General features: G+C 67.0%; 13 protein-coding genes, 1 tRNA gene and 1 pseudogene. 7 read left to right on the top strand and 8 right to left on the bottom strand.

Features of this window, described 5'->3' with window-relative positions; genetic code table 11:
- Positions 1 to 66: 66 nt before the first annotated feature.
- Together QSK05_RS15590 and QSK05_RS15585 are read right to left on the bottom strand one after the other, a co-directional pair.
- A complete protein-coding gene (locus tag QSK05_RS15590; protein WP_285597919.1) occupies positions 67 to 615 on the bottom strand; it encodes a hypothetical protein in 549 nt (182 codons plus the stop codon).
- Positions 612 to 1238: a DddA-like double-stranded DNA deaminase toxin gene (locus QSK05_RS15585; RefSeq protein WP_285597918.1), complete on the bottom strand. Its 627-nt coding sequence runs from the start codon at positions 1236 to 1238 to the stop codon at positions 612 to 614. Before QSK05_RS15585 ends, QSK05_RS15590 begins: the two co-directional genes overlap by 4 nt.
- On the opposite strand from QSK05_RS15585, the gene QSK05_RS15580 reads away from it, so the two are divergent.
- Entirely contained in the window at positions 1215 to 1577 is a 363-nt protein-coding gene (locus tag QSK05_RS15580) for a hypothetical protein (protein ID WP_285597917.1), read from the top strand. The two genes, QSK05_RS15585 and QSK05_RS15580, sit on opposite strands and share 24 nt — an antisense overlap.
- A 252-nt stretch (positions 1578 to 1829) precedes the next feature.
- On the opposite strand, the pseudogene QSK05_RS15575 reads toward QSK05_RS15580, so the two are convergent.
- A pseudogene (locus tag QSK05_RS15575) lies at positions 1830 to 2102 on the bottom strand (response regulator transcription factor); the annotation flags it as partial.
- A 159-nt stretch (positions 2103 to 2261) separates the two neighbouring features.
- Here QSK05_RS15575 and QSK05_RS15570 point away from each other — a divergent pair.
- The gene (locus tag QSK05_RS15570; protein WP_285597915.1) at positions 2262 to 2819 is read left to right on the top strand and encodes a TetR/AcrR family transcriptional regulator; all 558 of its coding nucleotides are present in this window, start codon (positions 2262 to 2264) and stop codon (positions 2817 to 2819) included.
- A gap of 10 nt (positions 2820 to 2829) precedes the next feature.
- Here the strand turns inward: QSK05_RS15570 and QSK05_RS15565 are convergent, their stop codons facing one another.
- Together QSK05_RS15565 and QSK05_RS15560 are read right to left on the bottom strand one after the other, a co-directional pair.
- Positions 2830 to 3510 (bottom strand): response regulator, encoded by a 681-nt coding sequence (locus QSK05_RS15565; protein WP_285597914.1) that lies wholly within the window; start codon positions 3508 to 3510, stop codon positions 2830 to 2832.
- Complete coding sequence (locus QSK05_RS15560) at positions 3507 to 4661, bottom strand: sensor histidine kinase (RefSeq protein WP_285597913.1); 1155 nt, start codon at positions 4659 to 4661, stop codon at positions 3507 to 3509. The genes QSK05_RS15565 and QSK05_RS15560 overlap by 4 nt, the downstream gene beginning before the upstream one ends.
- A gap of 362 nt (positions 4662 to 5023) precedes the next feature.
- Between QSK05_RS15560 and QSK05_RS15555 the strand changes: the two genes are divergently transcribed.
- The 5 genes from QSK05_RS15555 to QSK05_RS15535 all read left to right on the top strand — a co-directional run bounded on the left by QSK05_RS15555 (position 5024) and on the right by QSK05_RS15535 (position 9204).
- Entirely contained in the window at positions 5024 to 5872 is an 849-nt protein-coding gene (locus QSK05_RS15555; RefSeq protein ID WP_285597948.1) for a polyphosphate polymerase domain-containing protein, read from the top strand.
- Positions 5873 to 5884: 12 nt separating this feature from the next.
- Positions 5885 to 6562 (top strand): DUF4956 domain-containing protein, encoded by a 678-nt coding sequence (locus QSK05_RS15550; protein WP_285597912.1) that lies wholly within the window; start codon positions 5885 to 5887, stop codon positions 6560 to 6562.
- On the top strand, positions 6562 to 8169 hold the full coding sequence (locus QSK05_RS15545; protein WP_285597911.1) for a CotH kinase family protein: 1608 nt from the start codon (positions 6562 to 6564) through the stop codon (positions 8167 to 8169). The genes QSK05_RS15550 and QSK05_RS15545 overlap by 1 nt, the downstream gene beginning before the upstream one ends.
- A 465-nt stretch (positions 8170 to 8634) precedes the next feature.
- A tRNA-Leu gene (locus tag QSK05_RS15540) sits at positions 8635 to 8708 on the top strand.
- Positions 8709 to 8760: 52 nt separating this feature from the next.
- Entirely contained in the window at positions 8761 to 9204 is a 444-nt protein-coding gene (locus tag QSK05_RS15535) for an HNH endonuclease (RefSeq protein ID WP_285597910.1), read from the top strand.
- A 192-nt stretch (positions 9205 to 9396) separates the two neighbouring features.
- Here the strand turns inward: QSK05_RS15535 and QSK05_RS15530 are convergent, their stop codons facing one another.
- The 3 genes from QSK05_RS15530 to QSK05_RS15520 all read right to left on the bottom strand — a co-directional run bounded on the left by QSK05_RS15530 (position 9397) and on the right by QSK05_RS15520 (position 14761).
- The gene (locus QSK05_RS15530; RefSeq protein WP_285597909.1) at positions 9397 to 12720 is read right to left on the bottom strand and encodes a DUF4132 domain-containing protein; all 3324 of its coding nucleotides are present in this window, start codon (positions 12718 to 12720) and stop codon (positions 9397 to 9399) included.
- A gap of 170 nt (positions 12721 to 12890) precedes the next feature.
- Positions 12891 to 13571: a response regulator gene (locus tag QSK05_RS15525; RefSeq protein WP_285597908.1), complete on the bottom strand. Its 681-nt coding sequence runs from the start codon at positions 13569 to 13571 to the stop codon at positions 12891 to 12893.
- Positions 13568 to 14761 carry a sensor histidine kinase gene (locus QSK05_RS15520; RefSeq protein WP_285597907.1) on the bottom strand — a complete coding sequence of 398 codons (1194 nt, stop codon included), beginning with the start codon at positions 14759 to 14761 and terminating at the stop codon, positions 13568 to 13570. Before QSK05_RS15520 ends, QSK05_RS15525 begins: the two co-directional genes overlap by 4 nt.
- Between the last annotated feature and the right edge of the window lie 13 nt (positions 14762 to 14774).

Below are 14774 nucleotides of genomic sequence, written 5' to 3'. Positions count from 1 at the left end.
CCATCGCTGTGCGATCGAGCTGGAGCGGGGGCGTATCCGGCAACCCCAGGCCGGATAGGACTGGCTCTAGAGGATTTCGGAGAGATCGGTCCAGGTGACGTCGTCGGCGCGGGTTCGGTGCAGGAGGAACACGGTGAGGATGTGCTCGACGTCGGTGTAGGTCAGGGGCAGGAGCTCCGGCGGCATGGGGTCGGTGGCACCGCCGTTGTCGTACAGGACCGGTTCGGCCAGGAGCGGCAGTGCGGGATGGATGGCCTGGACCTGCTGATCGCGTCCGAGCCAACGCAACCCAGCCCGTTCGGGATGACCGATGACGGCTTGGAGGAACGGCTCGGGGAGGAAGTCGTCGAGTTCGGCCGGGTCACCGGGAGCGCCGTTGATGGTGGGGTCCGGCAACAGGCCCTCCCAGATGTCGATCTGCTGGGCGACGCCCCGGCGCAGAGCTTGCGCGTGAATGGTGGCCAGGATGTCGGTGAGCTCGCGAGTGGTGGTGACCTGGACCTGATTCTGGTCGGTCTCCTCGGGGTTGACACCCCAGGCCAAGGTCAGAGCAGGCCGCGGGTTGCTGGCGGATCGTGCGGTGTGGCGGTCATGCGCGGGGGAGGAGGTTGTCACTGTCTGATCCTTCGTCCGTGTCCTTCGTAGGTCTTGTGCAGTCTCAAGGGCCGGTCGTCGGCAACGTACACGTGCATGCGCACCCCAGCAGGCAGGATGCGGGGAAGCCATTGATCGCACCCGTTGGGTCCGAAGCAGGGTCGGTTATTGAGGACCAGGACGATCTCGCGCGGGAAGTCACCGCGTCGTACGCCCCGGGCGACATAGGCCTCCACATGCGACTTCAGGGGGTCGGCCAGAGCTTCTCTGGGAGACAGAACCAGATCATCGATCAAAGTGGGATCCCGGCCGGAGACGATCGGGCCTCCTGAAGCTCGTCGACCACGCATGTCCAGAACCAGACCCGTGGTCTTGCCGACGTTGCCCACCCGAACCGGTAAGGCGTCGGCAGCCTCCCGCACAGCACGAACGAACGCTCCCGCCGCACCAGCGTCGGTCTCGTCCGGGCCAGATGGATCGGGGGACTTCCAGGACTTCAGGACCTGGAGTTCGACATCGATCTCCGCGCGTGCCTTCTCCAAGACATCGGCGATGATGTGCAGATTCTCGCGTAGAGCGGCGATCGTCTGAGCGAACTCTTCCAGCGCGGCGCTCTGGACATGGTCCTGGACTTCCTGGCTCATCGCGGCTGCGCGATGGAGTTCATGTGCGGCCGAGGACAGGTCTCGGTGCGCTGTACGCAAGCAGGCTTTAACTCCGTTGGCGCCGAGTTGGGCGGCTACCGCATCCAACGTCAGGATCGCCGACTCGCAACTCTGTTGAGCCTCTACAAGCGGTTCCTGGAGAGCTTCCAGGGTCTCGATCGCCTGGTACATGACCCCAGTGATGCCGTCCCAGCCGTGCCAGGTGGCATCCTCAGCTATCTCGCCGGCACGATCACAGCGTCCTTGAACATGCTGCTGGTGTTCCTCCAGCGCAGCGGACAAGGAACGGACACCGGCGGTCAGCTGCTCGACCCCTGACGTCCGCTACTCCTCGCTCGCAACCAATTACGCAGAGTGTACGATATTGGTGAGTTCGGGGCACGGATGGGACTGAATTGCGGGTGACCTGCCGGTCGTGTGCCGGTGGGCTTCGACGTGTTTGGGGCGGTTCGTGGCTCGCTCAGGGGTGGGTGCAGCCTTGCTCCCGGCAGCCTGCAGCTTCCGGTTCGTATGGCGGCCGCGATCGATCGGCATCGTCCCTGGCCAACTGAACGCGGCCCCGGCCGCTGACTACGCCGAGCGCTGTAGGTACGGCGGCCGCTGCACCAGATCGGTCTTGCACTGGCCCGTACGCTCGCCGGCCCGCACCACACCGGTCTCGTAGGCGAGGATCACCAACTGGGTGCGGTCTCGGCAGCCGGTCTTGGCCAGGGCGCGGTTCACGTGCGTCTTGGCCGTCGTCGGGCTGATGAAGAGCACGGCGCCGATCTCGTCGTTCGTCAGGCCGCGGGCCACCAGCGTCATGACCTCGCGCTCGCGGGGCGTCAGGTCTGCGAGGCGACGGCTGAGGGACGGCATCGGGGGGTCGGGCCGTTTCTGGGCAAGGGGCATGACCATGGCGTAGCTGCTTTCACGAGGACAGGTTCGGTCCTGTCGGGGCAGCGACCACTATAAGTGGGGAAGGCTTCCCCGGATACCACCGACGCCCGTTATGCTGTTGTGATGACCGAGACCTCAGTGCGGCGCGCCGATGCCCGGGCCAACCGGGTGCGCATCGTGGCGGCTGCAGCGGACCTGTTCGCCGAGCAGGGTTTCGAGGTCTCGTTCAATGCGGTCGCGCAGCGTGCGGGTGTGGGCAACGCCACGCTCTACCGGCACTTCTCGGGCCTGGAGGCACTGCAACAGGCGGTCTTCCTCGACCGGGCCTGCCAGGTCGTCCACCTGCTCGACGGGCTCCACGACCTGGACCCGGTGGAGGGCCTGCGCCGGTTCCTGCTGTGGACGCTGGAGACCGCCGATCTGTGCCTGCTGCAACTGGGTGAAGGGCGAACGCCTGACTGCGCCGAGATCGAGCAGGCCCGGATGCAGATCCGGGTCGCGCTCGACCAGATCCTTGAGCGCGGCCAGGCCGGTGGCCGTATCCGCGCCGGGATCGATCGCAATGACATCGTCGTGGCGGCCGGGGTGCTCGTTCAGCTGGCCCGTAACGACGACGTTCCGCCGGAACGGAAACTGGTGTTCCTGGACACCTTGCTGCGGGGGCTCCAGAGCAGGTGCTGACCCGGCCGGGTCATGAGAGCTGATCGCCGCGGTTGACGATGCCTCCCTGATAGGCCAGAACCACCAGTTGCGCGCGGTCACGCACCCCCAGTTTGCTCATCGCGCGGTTGATATGGGTCTTGGCCGTGAGGGGCGAGAGGAAGAGCCGACGGGCGATCTCGTGGTTGGAGAGCCCGTGGGCGGCCAGGACGAGGATTTCCTGCTCCCGTTCGGTCAGCCGGGACATGAGGTCCTGATCAGGATCCGGAAGCGGTTCCACCTCCGGGATACTCAGGAACTCGGCGATCAGCGCCCGGGTCGCCTGGGGCGACAGCAGGGCCTCGCCGCCGGCCACGGTGTGAACGGCCTGGACCAGGTCGACCGGCTGAACATTCTTGCCGAGAAATCCGCTGGCCCCCGCGCGCAGGGCCCGGACCACGTTCTCGTCGTTCTCGAAGGTGGTCAGGACGAGGATCCTCACGCCGTCCAGGGCGGGGTCGGCCGCGATCGTTCGGGTGGCTTCCAGTCCGTCCATCTCCGGCATCCGAAGGTCCATGAGAATGATGTCGGGGCGGGTGGTCCGGGCCAGGTCCACGGCCTCCACGCCCGTGCAGGCCTCACCGACAACGTCCATACCGGGGCTGTTCTCGAGGATCAGGCGATAGCCGGCGCGAATCAGGGCCTGGTCATCGGCCAGGAGAATCCTGGTCATGCGTTCACCGCCGGGAGCACGGCGCGCACACAGAAGTTGTCGTCGGACTGCAACTGCGTGTTCAGTCTGCCCCCGGCGGCCTGAGCTCGTTCGTGCATTCCCACCAGACCGTAGCCCTGGGGCCCGTCGACTGCACCGCTGAAGGCGATCTGGTTGCGTATCTCCAGAGTGATGTGACCGGCGGCGTATTCGATACGCAGCCAGGCCGGCCCGATGCCGTGCTTGCGGGCATTGGTCAAGGACTCCTGGAGTATGCGGTACGCGGCGAGGTCGACCACTGCCGGCAGATCCCGGGGCGAGCCGATCTCCTCGTGTTTCACCCGTAGGCCGGAGGCGTCCGCGCTTCTGAGTAGTTCCGGTAGGTGGGCCAGTCCGCGGGTCGGGCCGCTGGAAGCTTCCAGATCGGAGGAATCGCGCAGAATCCCGACGATCGAGGAGAGTTCCTTCAGCACGGTGTCGGAGGCGGCCCGGATGTGTTCCAGCGAGGAGTCCACGACTTCGGGGCGTTCGCGCAGCACGTGCCGGGCCGCACCGGCCTGGACGCTGATGACGGCGATGTTGTGGCTGACCACGTCATGCAGTTCGCGGGCGATCCGCATGCGTTCCTCGATGATTCTGCGGCGCACCTCGCTGCTCCTGGTCTGTTCCGCGCGATGGGCCCGCTCTTCCACCTCGGTCACGTAGGCATGCCGGGAGCGGGTGGCATCGCCGACGGCGACAGCAAGACCGAGCCAGGCCACCAGCGCGAGGTTCTGCGGAGCCCACCAGGCCGCGGTGGAGACCAGAGTCGCCGCGAGATAGATCAGGACGGTGGTGGACGCGACCGCCACCAACCAGAACACGGGGCGTTCGGGGTCGGCAGCGACGGTGTGGACCACCAGGACCAGGGCCACGATCGCCCCGGGCTGTGCCGACCCTCCGGTCAGGATCGCCGTCACGCCCAGGCCGGTGGAGGCCGCCAGCACCGGCAGCGGGCGGATACGCCGCAGTGCCACGGCCGCCCAGATGCAGGCTGCCATCCAGAGCTCTCCGGTCTCCGGCTCGGTCGAACCCCGCACGGGCAGATCGCCCAGGACCAGGGGCGCGGCGACCAGCCCGCCGATGAGCGTGTCCACCAGCAATGGACGACCGCGTCGAAACCGGCGGACCACGTTGGCGACCATAACTCCCGACGTTAGTCGACCGCGGTGGCCGGTCAGGGGCCTGAACTGCCCGGTGAACCTGTGGACATGCTGTGAGGAGAGCTGCACTGCGGCGTTCCGGTCGGGCGTCTACCGCGATCGCAGTAGACGCAGGTCCCGGGCCTGCCTGCGATCGGAGGATGGTGCCGGTCGGGCCTCTGCGACATCGTTGACCCGCTCGATGTCAACCTTTTGGATTCTTTGACTTCATCTCACGTTTGAAGTTGGTCAAGGCATCGGCAGTTCTGGAGAAACGACGATTGGAAGCTTCCGGAATGTGGTTCCAGAGAAAGAAACCCCCGGACCACGCAACGCAGAATGTCGCGGTGGGCATGCTGAGCGAGACGCCCGGGCACCCGATCAGCGACGACACAACCGGACATGCCCTGCGCACACCCAGCAAGCTGCACGCCTTCAACCGGTACGAGATCAAGTACCTCGTGCCCAGCCACCAGATCCCCGAACTACGGGGGGAACTGACCCGGCGACTCGACTTCGACAGCCACGGGGCGGACGGCGGATACGGGGTTTGGAGCACGTACTACGACACCCGCCAGCTGCGATTTTACTGGGAGAAGATCGAGGGCCTGAAATTCCGCCGGAAACTGCGGATCCGGCACTACGGCGACCGGTTCGCGGTCAGCGACGACTCGACCGTACACGTCGAGATCAAGCAGCGGGTCAACCGCGTCACCCAGAAGCGTCGCATCGCCCTGCCGTACGCGCAGGCACAGGACCTGTGTGACCGACGCCGGATGATCGAGCACCACTCCTCCCAGAAGGCTTTCGTCGAGGAGATCCTGGAACTCGTCTCGATGCTCGACCTTCGGCCGGTGATGATGACGGGATACCAGCGTGAGGCCTTCGTCGGCCGGGAAGCCGACGAGGGCATCCGGGTGACCATGGACCATCGGGTCCGGGGCCGCGATCGCGACTTCCACTTCGCCGCATCGGCAGAGAACCGGCTCATCGTCCCGGCGGGACTGTCGGTGGTCGAGTTCAAGGCCGACGAACGCGTTCCCTACTGGCTCACCGACCTGGCTGCCCGGATGAACCTCTCCGTGGTGCGGGTCTCGAAGTACTGCCAGGGCATCGAAGCGTATGACCGTGCACCACGCTCCATCTTCCACGTTCCCGACGACGAGCCGGCCGGCGTCCTGCCGGTCGCTATCCACAGTTAGGTCTGTCTCCCCATGCCTTTCGAGGTCCAGGATCTGTCCGGCACATTCAGCATGGGCGATGTCGCCCTCGCCCTGAGTCTGTCGTTCTTCCTCAGCAGCATGATCGGGTATGTCTACCGCTACACCCACCGCAACGTCTCCTACAGCCAGTCGTACGTCCAGACGCTGGTGATCCTCGGGATGCTGATCTCGCTGATCATGCTGGTCGTCGGCTCGAACATCGCCCGGGCCTTCGCCCTGGTCGGAGCGCTGTCGGTGGTCCGGTTCCGCAATGCGATCAAGGAGACCCGCGACGTCGGCTTCATCTTCCTGGTGATGAGCATCGGGATGGCTGCCGGCACCCGCTTCTACAGCCTCGCGACTGTCGCGGCAGTGTCGATCTGCCTGGTCATCGTGGTGATGTTCCGCTTCAACTGGTTCGCCTCCAGCGTTCACCGGCAGGTGGTGAAGGTCCAGGTGCCATCGGACGGGAACTACACCGAGCACATCCAGGACGTGCTGATCCAGCACACCGACGAGTTCGAGCTGGTCAGCCTGGAATCCATCCGGGCCGGGAGCATGACCGAGATGATGTACACGGTCAGACTGAAGAAGGGCCACGAACCGGGCCAGCTGATCGCGGCCCTGGGGGAGCGGACCGGGGGCCAGCGGGTGACGGTCCTGACCGGATACGACCAGACCGATCTGTGATGCGGGCGCGGTGGCAGCACCGGATCCCGGTGCGGATCCGGCACTACTGGAAGCTTCTGGCTATCTGCGTGGCCGTGATCGTCACCTTCGGCGTGGTTTTCAGCACCGTTCGGGTGGCCCCCCTGGTCACCAGCACGGGCTCGGCCAATTCCGGGAGGGTGACGCAGAACATCGTCGGCACCACCGACCTGTTCGACTCCGGCATCGCCCACCAGATCGATCTGACGTTCCGCGACGACGCATACCAGCGAATGCTCGACGACTATTTCGACCAGGGTGAGAAGGACTACGTCGAGGCCGATATCACCATCGACGGCGTACTGGTCCAGAGCGTCGGGATCCGGCTCAAGGGCAATTCGACGCTGTCCGGTCTGACCCGTGACGGGCAGGCCCGGACCAATGGACGTACCGCTCCCGGTGGAGCCGGGGGTTTCCCCGGTGGCCAGGAGGCAGGAGCGGCGGACGAGGCCCGGCCGGAAGGATTTCCTGGTGGCGCACCGGCGGGTGGAGGTATGGGGATGTCCTTGCTGAAGTCGGAGGAACCCGAGACCCTGCCCTGGCTGATCCGCTTCGACGAGTTCGTCGAAGGCCGCCGGTACCAGGGACATCGCGAGATCGCGGTGCGGGTGGCCGGCATGGGCGGTGGCCAGAGCGTGGTGAACGAGGCGACCGCGCTGCAACTGCTCGCCAATGCCGGGATCAGCGCCGAGGGCTACGCCTACACCAGCTTCACGGTGAACAGCCGCCCCACGGTGGCCCGGCTGGTGGTCGAGCACCCGGACGAGGAGTTCGCCGCAGACCTCGGTGGCAACGGAGTCCTGTACAAGAGCCTGTCCACCGGCGAGTTCGCCTACAAGGGCGATGATCCGACGGACTACACGGAGGACTTCAAGCAGATCACCCAGCAGGGCAGTCAGGACCTGCAGCCGGTGATCGACCTGATGCGGTGGGTAGATCGCAGCAGCGACGCCGAGTTCGCCGCGGACCTGGACGATCATCTGGATGTGGATTCGTTCGCGCGGTACCTGGCCGCGCAGAACCTGCTGGTGAACTCCGACGACATGGCCGGTCCGGGCAAGAACTACTACCTCTGGTACGACCTCGACACCAGGAAGTTCTCGGTCATCGGCTGGGACTACAACCTGGCCCTGACCGGTAATGCCGAGCAGGATCCGAACGCCGCGGTCAGCATGGGTGGATTCGGGGGAGCACGGGCTGGTCAGGGAGGTCAGGACGGCGGTGGGCTCCAGCTTCCGGAGGGTATGGAACTTCCGGAGGGTATGGAACTTCCGGAAGGGATGGAGCTTCCGGAAGGGATGGAGATGCCGGGTGGAGGTGGAATGCCGGGCGGGCTGGGAGGGCACAAGCTCAAAGAGCGTTTCCTGGCCGCGGACGCCCTCATGCCGGCCTATCAGGAGGCCTACCGCAATCTTTACGATCAGATGTACGCCCACGATGCGGCGACGAAGGCGGTGGACGCCATCGCGAAGGTGCTGAGCACGGTGGACGGACGCGATCGGCAGGCCATCGACAGCGAGGTCCAGTCGCTGCGGACCTTGCTTCAGCAGCGGGCCAGCTACTTGGCCGGCACCTCCATCATCAGCTAGGGCTCGAAGCGACAGGGCGACGACGGGCCCACCACGATCTCGTCGTCGCCCGCCGCGGCCTGTATGTCCAGCATGAAACGGCAGGTTCACGGCCCGGGTCAGCGAACACGACCAGCGGTGCCCCGCCCGGGAAGCGCCAGGGTCACACAGCCCACGTGAACGGTCAGCCAACGTGTTCAACCCTGAGAACTGCCAGCCGACTGCACCGGCTGGCCACATCGTCAAAAATCAGTAGACCCGTTCGCGACAGGCGTGCCAGTCTTCATCCGCAGTCAGCCGGAGCGTTTCGAAGGAGAGGAGTCGCGGGGATGTTCATGACGTCACCCCTGAACAGCCGACTTCGGGGCGCCCTGGGTCTGTCGGAAGCCGGGGACTTGTCGTGATGCGCTGATCTCGCGCTTCCACGGCGACGCTGCTCCCGGAGATCCCGGCAGTGGCGTCTTTTCATTTCCAGCAACATGTTTTGCCCGTGTAGTCCAACTGGTAGAGGCGCTGCGTTCAGAACGCAGATGGTGGGGGTTCGAATCCCTCCGCGGGCACGCCGGTCTCCTGTATTTCAGGGTATTTCAGACGAACGAAGGAGGTGTCCAGATGACCACGGTTCTCGTGCTGAACGCTTCCTACGAGCGCCTGCACTACGTTTCCCTGCCCCATGCCGTACGGATGCTGGTGCGGCAGGTGGCGGTGGTCGAAGAGGCCGCTGACGGTCGGCCGCTGGGACCGTGGCCGCGGCCGAAAGTGGTTCGGCTGCTGCGGTATGTGGCGATGCGGTGGCGGTACCGATCGGGCCCTTCGTGGAGCCGCCGGGCGCTGCTGGCCCGGGATCAGCACGTCTGTGCGTACTGCGGTGGACGGGCTAGCACGGTTGACCATGTGATGCCGCGGTCGCGCGGTGGTGGGGACACCTGGCTGAACACGGTGGCGGCCTGTGCGCGGTGCAACCATCGCAAGCGTGACCGGACGCCGTCGGAGGCCGGGATGCCCTTGCGGGTCAGACCGTATGCGCCGGGGTGGGAGCAGGTGCTCGGCAGCTGAGGGGCGAGTTCGGGAGGTCGGATCACCGAACTCGCCCCGGTGAACTACGGGTCAGGGCGTGAGGTGTGTACGTGGCCGAGACCGGCTTGGCAACCCGGCACTTTCGAAGTGTGATGGTGCGGAGCCCCACCAGCGGCCTGCTCGGCGCTGACCCGGGTGAGCGGGCGGCGCCCGGAACGGCCCTGAAACCTGTCAGCCCGGCGACCGGGTGATCTCCTCGAGATCGCGCAGGATCTCTGAGACAGCCACCAGGTCGGCCGGTTGCAGAGGAAGGGGGCGCCCCGTCTGTTGACGTTGTTCGTCGGCCCCCGTGCTGCGGTGGTGCAAGCCCACGGACAGCAGGGTCTGGGTGTCCCATTCATGGGGTTGGCCGATGAAGATGCCGGGGGACAGGGTGATCCCGGCCTCCAGGCCCGAGGCGAAGGAGATGTCGATGCCTGCCTGGACCCCCGCCATCATCGGATCGTCCCGCCGCCACCCCCGCCGTTCGAGTGCCAGTACCCGGGAGGTGGCGATCTTCAGGCCTTCGAACCGCTCCAGGACACCGGTCTGTGCCTCTGCCTCGGTCAGCGCGAAGACCTCCCGGGTCAGCTGCGGAAAGGGCTGCAGGATCTCGTAGTCGGCCAGGAGCTCGGCCCAGACCGGGGCGTCGGCACCGAGGTGCCAGGGGTGGGCCACCCCGATCCTGACGTCATCGACGAGCGTCACCTCCTCGTCACTGGAGTCGGCGAACGTGCGGTCCTCGGCCACCCGGAACGCGCCGATCAGGTGGTCGTCGGTGTCGTAGCGGCCCCAGACCAGACGCCGCGCGATGTGCCACAGCAGGGGGTGCGCCACGAAGAACCGGCCGAATTCTTCACCGCTCCAGCGCCGGCCGGTGACCATGGCCCTTTCCAGGCGCTGGATGACGTCGGGCGCGATGCGGCGCACGTCTTTCTTCAGCATCGAGAACTGTTGGTAGGCGGCCTCGGCCAGCTCGGCGTCGTCTTTTGCCCCGGGTTTGGGCAACGTCTTGAGTAGCTTGCCCGAGGCTGCGGTGACGTACGGCTTCAGGTGCTCGTCGAATCCGACCACGAACGTACGCGGCCCGTAGTTCAGGTGCAGGCTGCCGTTGTGGTCCAGCCCCAGGGTGGGCACCAGACGGTCGGCCAGTTGCTCGCCGGTGAGGCCGAGACCGTCGGCCAGCTCGCGCATCTTTTCCTGGGCGGCGGCCTTGAGGCCTTTGAACTTGGCCCGCTGAGCGATGCTGTGCAGGTGCATGAGCGCCACATCGGTGCCGATGGCGGTCAGGACCTGTAGCCCGCTGACCGCCCTGGCATGTCTGCCGTCACCGGGCCACGCCAAGATCATCGGGGTCAGCTCGCGCACCACTGTGTCGTCGCCGACCAGGCCCAGCCCGTCGAGTGCCCAGCTGCCCTCGACCGGGGCCCCGGCGGCGTGCCATCGCTGGAACAGGGCCCAGGCGAAGGCGGAAAGATCTTCGGGGTGGACCGCTTCGCTCACCACGGCCAGCCCTGCGTAGGGCTGGTCCATGCTGCTGAGGGCGAACACCGTGATCAGATGCTCTTTCGCCGGGACAGTCAGCACCCCCGAGCCGTCCTTGAGCCGAACCGGTGCCGCCACCGGGATCGAGAGCCACTGCGGCCGGGCAGGAATCCGGTCCGGAAGAACCCTCAACGCTCCCTCGTTCACCAGGACCTCGATCGCCGCTGCCGCTTCGTCGCCGTACACCTGTGCGGCGTTGACCACAGCAGCCCGATGGCCGTGAGACGCCAAATATAAAAGAGCTTTTCGTGCCTGATGGCGCTCCTTGCCGGGATCGCCCAGCGCCGGGGGCAGCAGGGCCACCGCGGCCGATTGCGCATGCCGCTGCAACCACGTACCCGCCAGGGCGCGCCCACTCTTGAGCCGGTCCAGCCAATCGGCCATGAGCACGGCGAGCTCCGGCGAGGAGAAGGGCATCAGGACCGGCCCGGCGGTGGCGGATGTGCTGCGCGCGCGACGCAGGAGGGCCGGCAATGCCTGCACACCGAACCGGGCAGCGACCGGGCGCAGGTGGTCAGCCTCGATCCATTCATGCGGGGTCCACACCTCCAGCCAGGGCCGGGCCAGCTCCGGCGGTGCCGTGGTGAAGAAAGCAAGGTCTTCCCACCACGGGCCCTGGCCGTCGGTAGCTCTCTGGGCCCGCTCGTGCCAGCTCGCCGTGTCCTGGGGCGAGTAGTGGTGATGGGGCCCTGCGCCGAAAACGTCGAGCTCGCCGTCCAGCCAGCTGATCGTGGGCCCATCGGCACAGGTCAGACCGTTCATAACCACGGGTTCGGCCTGCTGCCCGCGGTTCAGCCACGGCGGATCGATCAGGATCGGGGGCACCGCCTGCGCGGGGGCCTCGGGGGCTGAGGCGATCTGCTCCAGCGCGGCCCGCACCCGGTTCGCCGCCTGCGGCGAGGCACTGGCCAGGTGCTTTTCGGCGAGCTCAGGGTGGGTGCGCACCAGGGCGCTCAGCAGGTCGGCGAGCTGCCCGTGGCTCTCGCACCCGGCGAGCACCTGGAGGGCGAGCGCGGGGAAACGCTCGCCGGCCTCGATCAAGGCGTCAGTGGCGAAGGGGTGCTGCACCCGGTCGGTGAGCGCACGCATCGCCGCTTCGGCGGGTATCTGCGCGATGAGCGACAGCAGGCGCCGGCGTGCCGGGTCCTGGAGGTAGCTCTCGTCCACCCAGCGCAGGAAGACCGGCAGGACGTCGACGCCCAGGCCGTCGGTCAGGGTGGCCAGGTAGGTGTCGTTGTTCGCCAGCACCGCATCGAAGGTCCAGGGTGAGGACCTGGCCGCATCCAGACGGTGGCGTTGCTCCGACCGGCTGATCACCTGGGTCAGGGCCACGAGACGGCAGTCGTCCCTGGCCGCGATGGCATCAGCGAGGTCCTGCTCGACCCAGGACGCCTCGGTCGGCGCCAGGATGGACGTGGCGAGGCGGTGGTAGGCGTGCCGGGAACGGTGAGCAGCCAGGTCGCTGACGATGCGCCGGTACTCGGGCTCCGCGGCGACGGCCAGCGCGGCACGGACCCGCAGGACAACCTCGATCCGCGACTGGGGTTCACCCGGGTAATGCGGCAGTTCCTGCCCAGGCCCCAGATGCACGATCCCGTCGTCGCGGACGGTCAGCCCGAACAGTTCGACGGCGGCCTGCGCGGCGAAGGCCAGTCCGCGTTCGGCGATCCACGCATCGGCGATCCACGATTCGCCCGGATCGGCCTGGCGATTCCTGATCACGACCAGGGCCTGCGCAGCCACGGCCAGCGGTGAGGCCTGCGAGGCAGCGATGCTCAGTTCGACAGCGGCCTTGCGCACGCGGTCGTCGGATGCGCTCAGCAGGGCCGAGACCTGCGGCTTCACAAGGGTCCACAAAGCCTCGGTCGTTGTGTCGGCCCCCGCCCTGGGCGTGAAGGGCTCGGCTCCCAGGCTTCCCCGTCGGGCAGCCACGTGTTGCTGCCAGGCTGGGGTGAACTCGAACTCACGCATGTCTGTGGCCCTCCGCCGGTGGTGCGCCGCAATCGTTACGGAGCCGGACACTAGCCACGAGGTACGACAAAATGCCGGGCCGTCCTCGGGCCGGTTCGATCATCCGGTTGAGGGCCGCTCCACGATTCCCCGACACCAGGCAGGCAAGCAGGCGGACGGACAGGCCCGGATCAGCCGAGTTCGTGCGAACCTGGCACGACCACCCCGGCCTCGTAGGCCAGCACCACGGCCTGCACCCGGTCGCGCAGACCGAGTTTGGTCAGGATGTGTCCCACGTGAACCTTGATCGTGCCCTCGGAAAGGTAGAGCTGCCGGGCAATCTCCTGATTGGACTGCCCGGCTGCCAGCTCCAGGAACACCTCCCGTTCGCGCTCGGTCAGCAGCTGCAGTACCTCCTCGCGGCGCCGCGCGCCTTGGGCTCCCGGCAGCACCGAGCCGAAACGCTCCAGCAGCCGGCGGGTCACCGACGGGGCGAGCACCGCGTCTCCGGTGGCCACCGTGCGGATCGCGGTCAGCAGCACCTCGGGCGGGGCGTCTTTCAGCAGGAAACCGCTGGCCCCGGCGCGCAGACCGGCGAACACGTACTCGTCCAGATCGAACGTGGTCAGGATGAGGACCTTGGTCTGTGACCGGCCGGCCAGGATCTTCTCGGTGGCGGTGATGCCGTCCATCGTCGGCATCCGGATGTCCATCAGCACCACGTCGGGCTTCAGCGCGGCCGCCATCGGCACCGCCGACGTGCCGTCCTCGGCCTCCCCGACAATCTCGATGCCCTCTTCCGGCTCGAGCACCATCCGCAGTCCGAGCCGCAGGAATGGCTGATCGTCGACCAGCAGGACGCCGATAGTCATTGATCCACCTGATGATTCAGCGGGAATTGGGCACTGACCATCCAACCACCACTCGCCCCGGGGCCGGCCTCGACCGTTCCCCCGAACGATTGGACCCGCTGCCGCATCCCCAGAACGCCCCGTCCCAGACCGTCTGTCTGCGAGGCACCCACGGTGCGTCCGTCGTCCTCGATCGAGATCGCCAGGGCATCGGGCCGGTAGCGAAGCCGGACCACGGCCCGGGTGACATCCTGGGCGTGCTTCATGCAGTTGGTCAGCGCCTCTTGCACCAAGCGGTAGATGGTCAACTGCAGCCCGCTGGAGGCCCCATCGGGCCAGGGCTCGCCCTCGGTCTCCAAGGTGACCGGCAACCCGGCCGCCCGGACCTGGCTGACCAGCCCGGTGATGGACCGCAGATCCGGAACCGGTTGCCGCGCGCCACCTAGATCCTTCTCGCGGGGCATCATGCCGAGCAACTGGCGGGTCTCTTCCAGCGCAGCCCGGGCCATCGCGACGGTCGTGGTGACCGCCTGACGGGAACGATCGCTGGTGATCTCTCCGCTGCGGGCCAGGCCCTCGCTCAGGGCCACCACCACGGTGAGGTGATGAGCGATCAGATCGTGCATCTCGCGGGCGATCCGGGCCCGTTCGTCGGCAGCGGCGAGGGCGTCCCGCTGCTCGCGCTCGATCTCCAGAAGCCGGTTGCGTGCCTGCAGATCGGCGTGACGCTGGTCCCGGTCGCGGCGGTAGACGCCCAGGGTGAAGGCGAGGATCTGGGGCGTGGACAGGCCGATGAAGATCAGGACCTTCTGCGCCACCGAGTTCAGCGCGGACATCGGGCCGAGTGTGGCCACCACCGGCCAGATCATCGAGAGCACCAGCCCGGTCACCGCCACCGGGCGCGGGCCCAGCACCGTGAGCGTGTGCAGGGCCACCGCCACGGCGCCGAACTGCAGCATCAGATTGCCGGTCCCGAACGTGCTCACGGCGATGAGGATCACCAGCAGGTTCACCGGCACCGGCCAGATCCGGCGCACCAGCAGCAGCGGGGCCACCACCAGCACGATGGTGAGGGACAGGAGGTTGACGGAATCGACCGACAGCACCGCGACCAACCCGGCCAGCAGGCCGTCCAGCGCCCAGGACCGGCGACCGCGGCCTCGCAGCGGGGTCACGGGCCGGCTGAGCTCGGCCCACCACGTCGACAGCATCAGAGCTCTTTCG

Source organism: Kineosporia sp. NBRC 101731, from assembly GCF_030269305.1.
Classification (GTDB): domain Bacteria; phylum Actinomycetota; class Actinomycetes; order Actinomycetales; family Kineosporiaceae; genus Kineosporia.
This window is presented reverse-complemented; position numbering and strand designations above follow the sequence as displayed.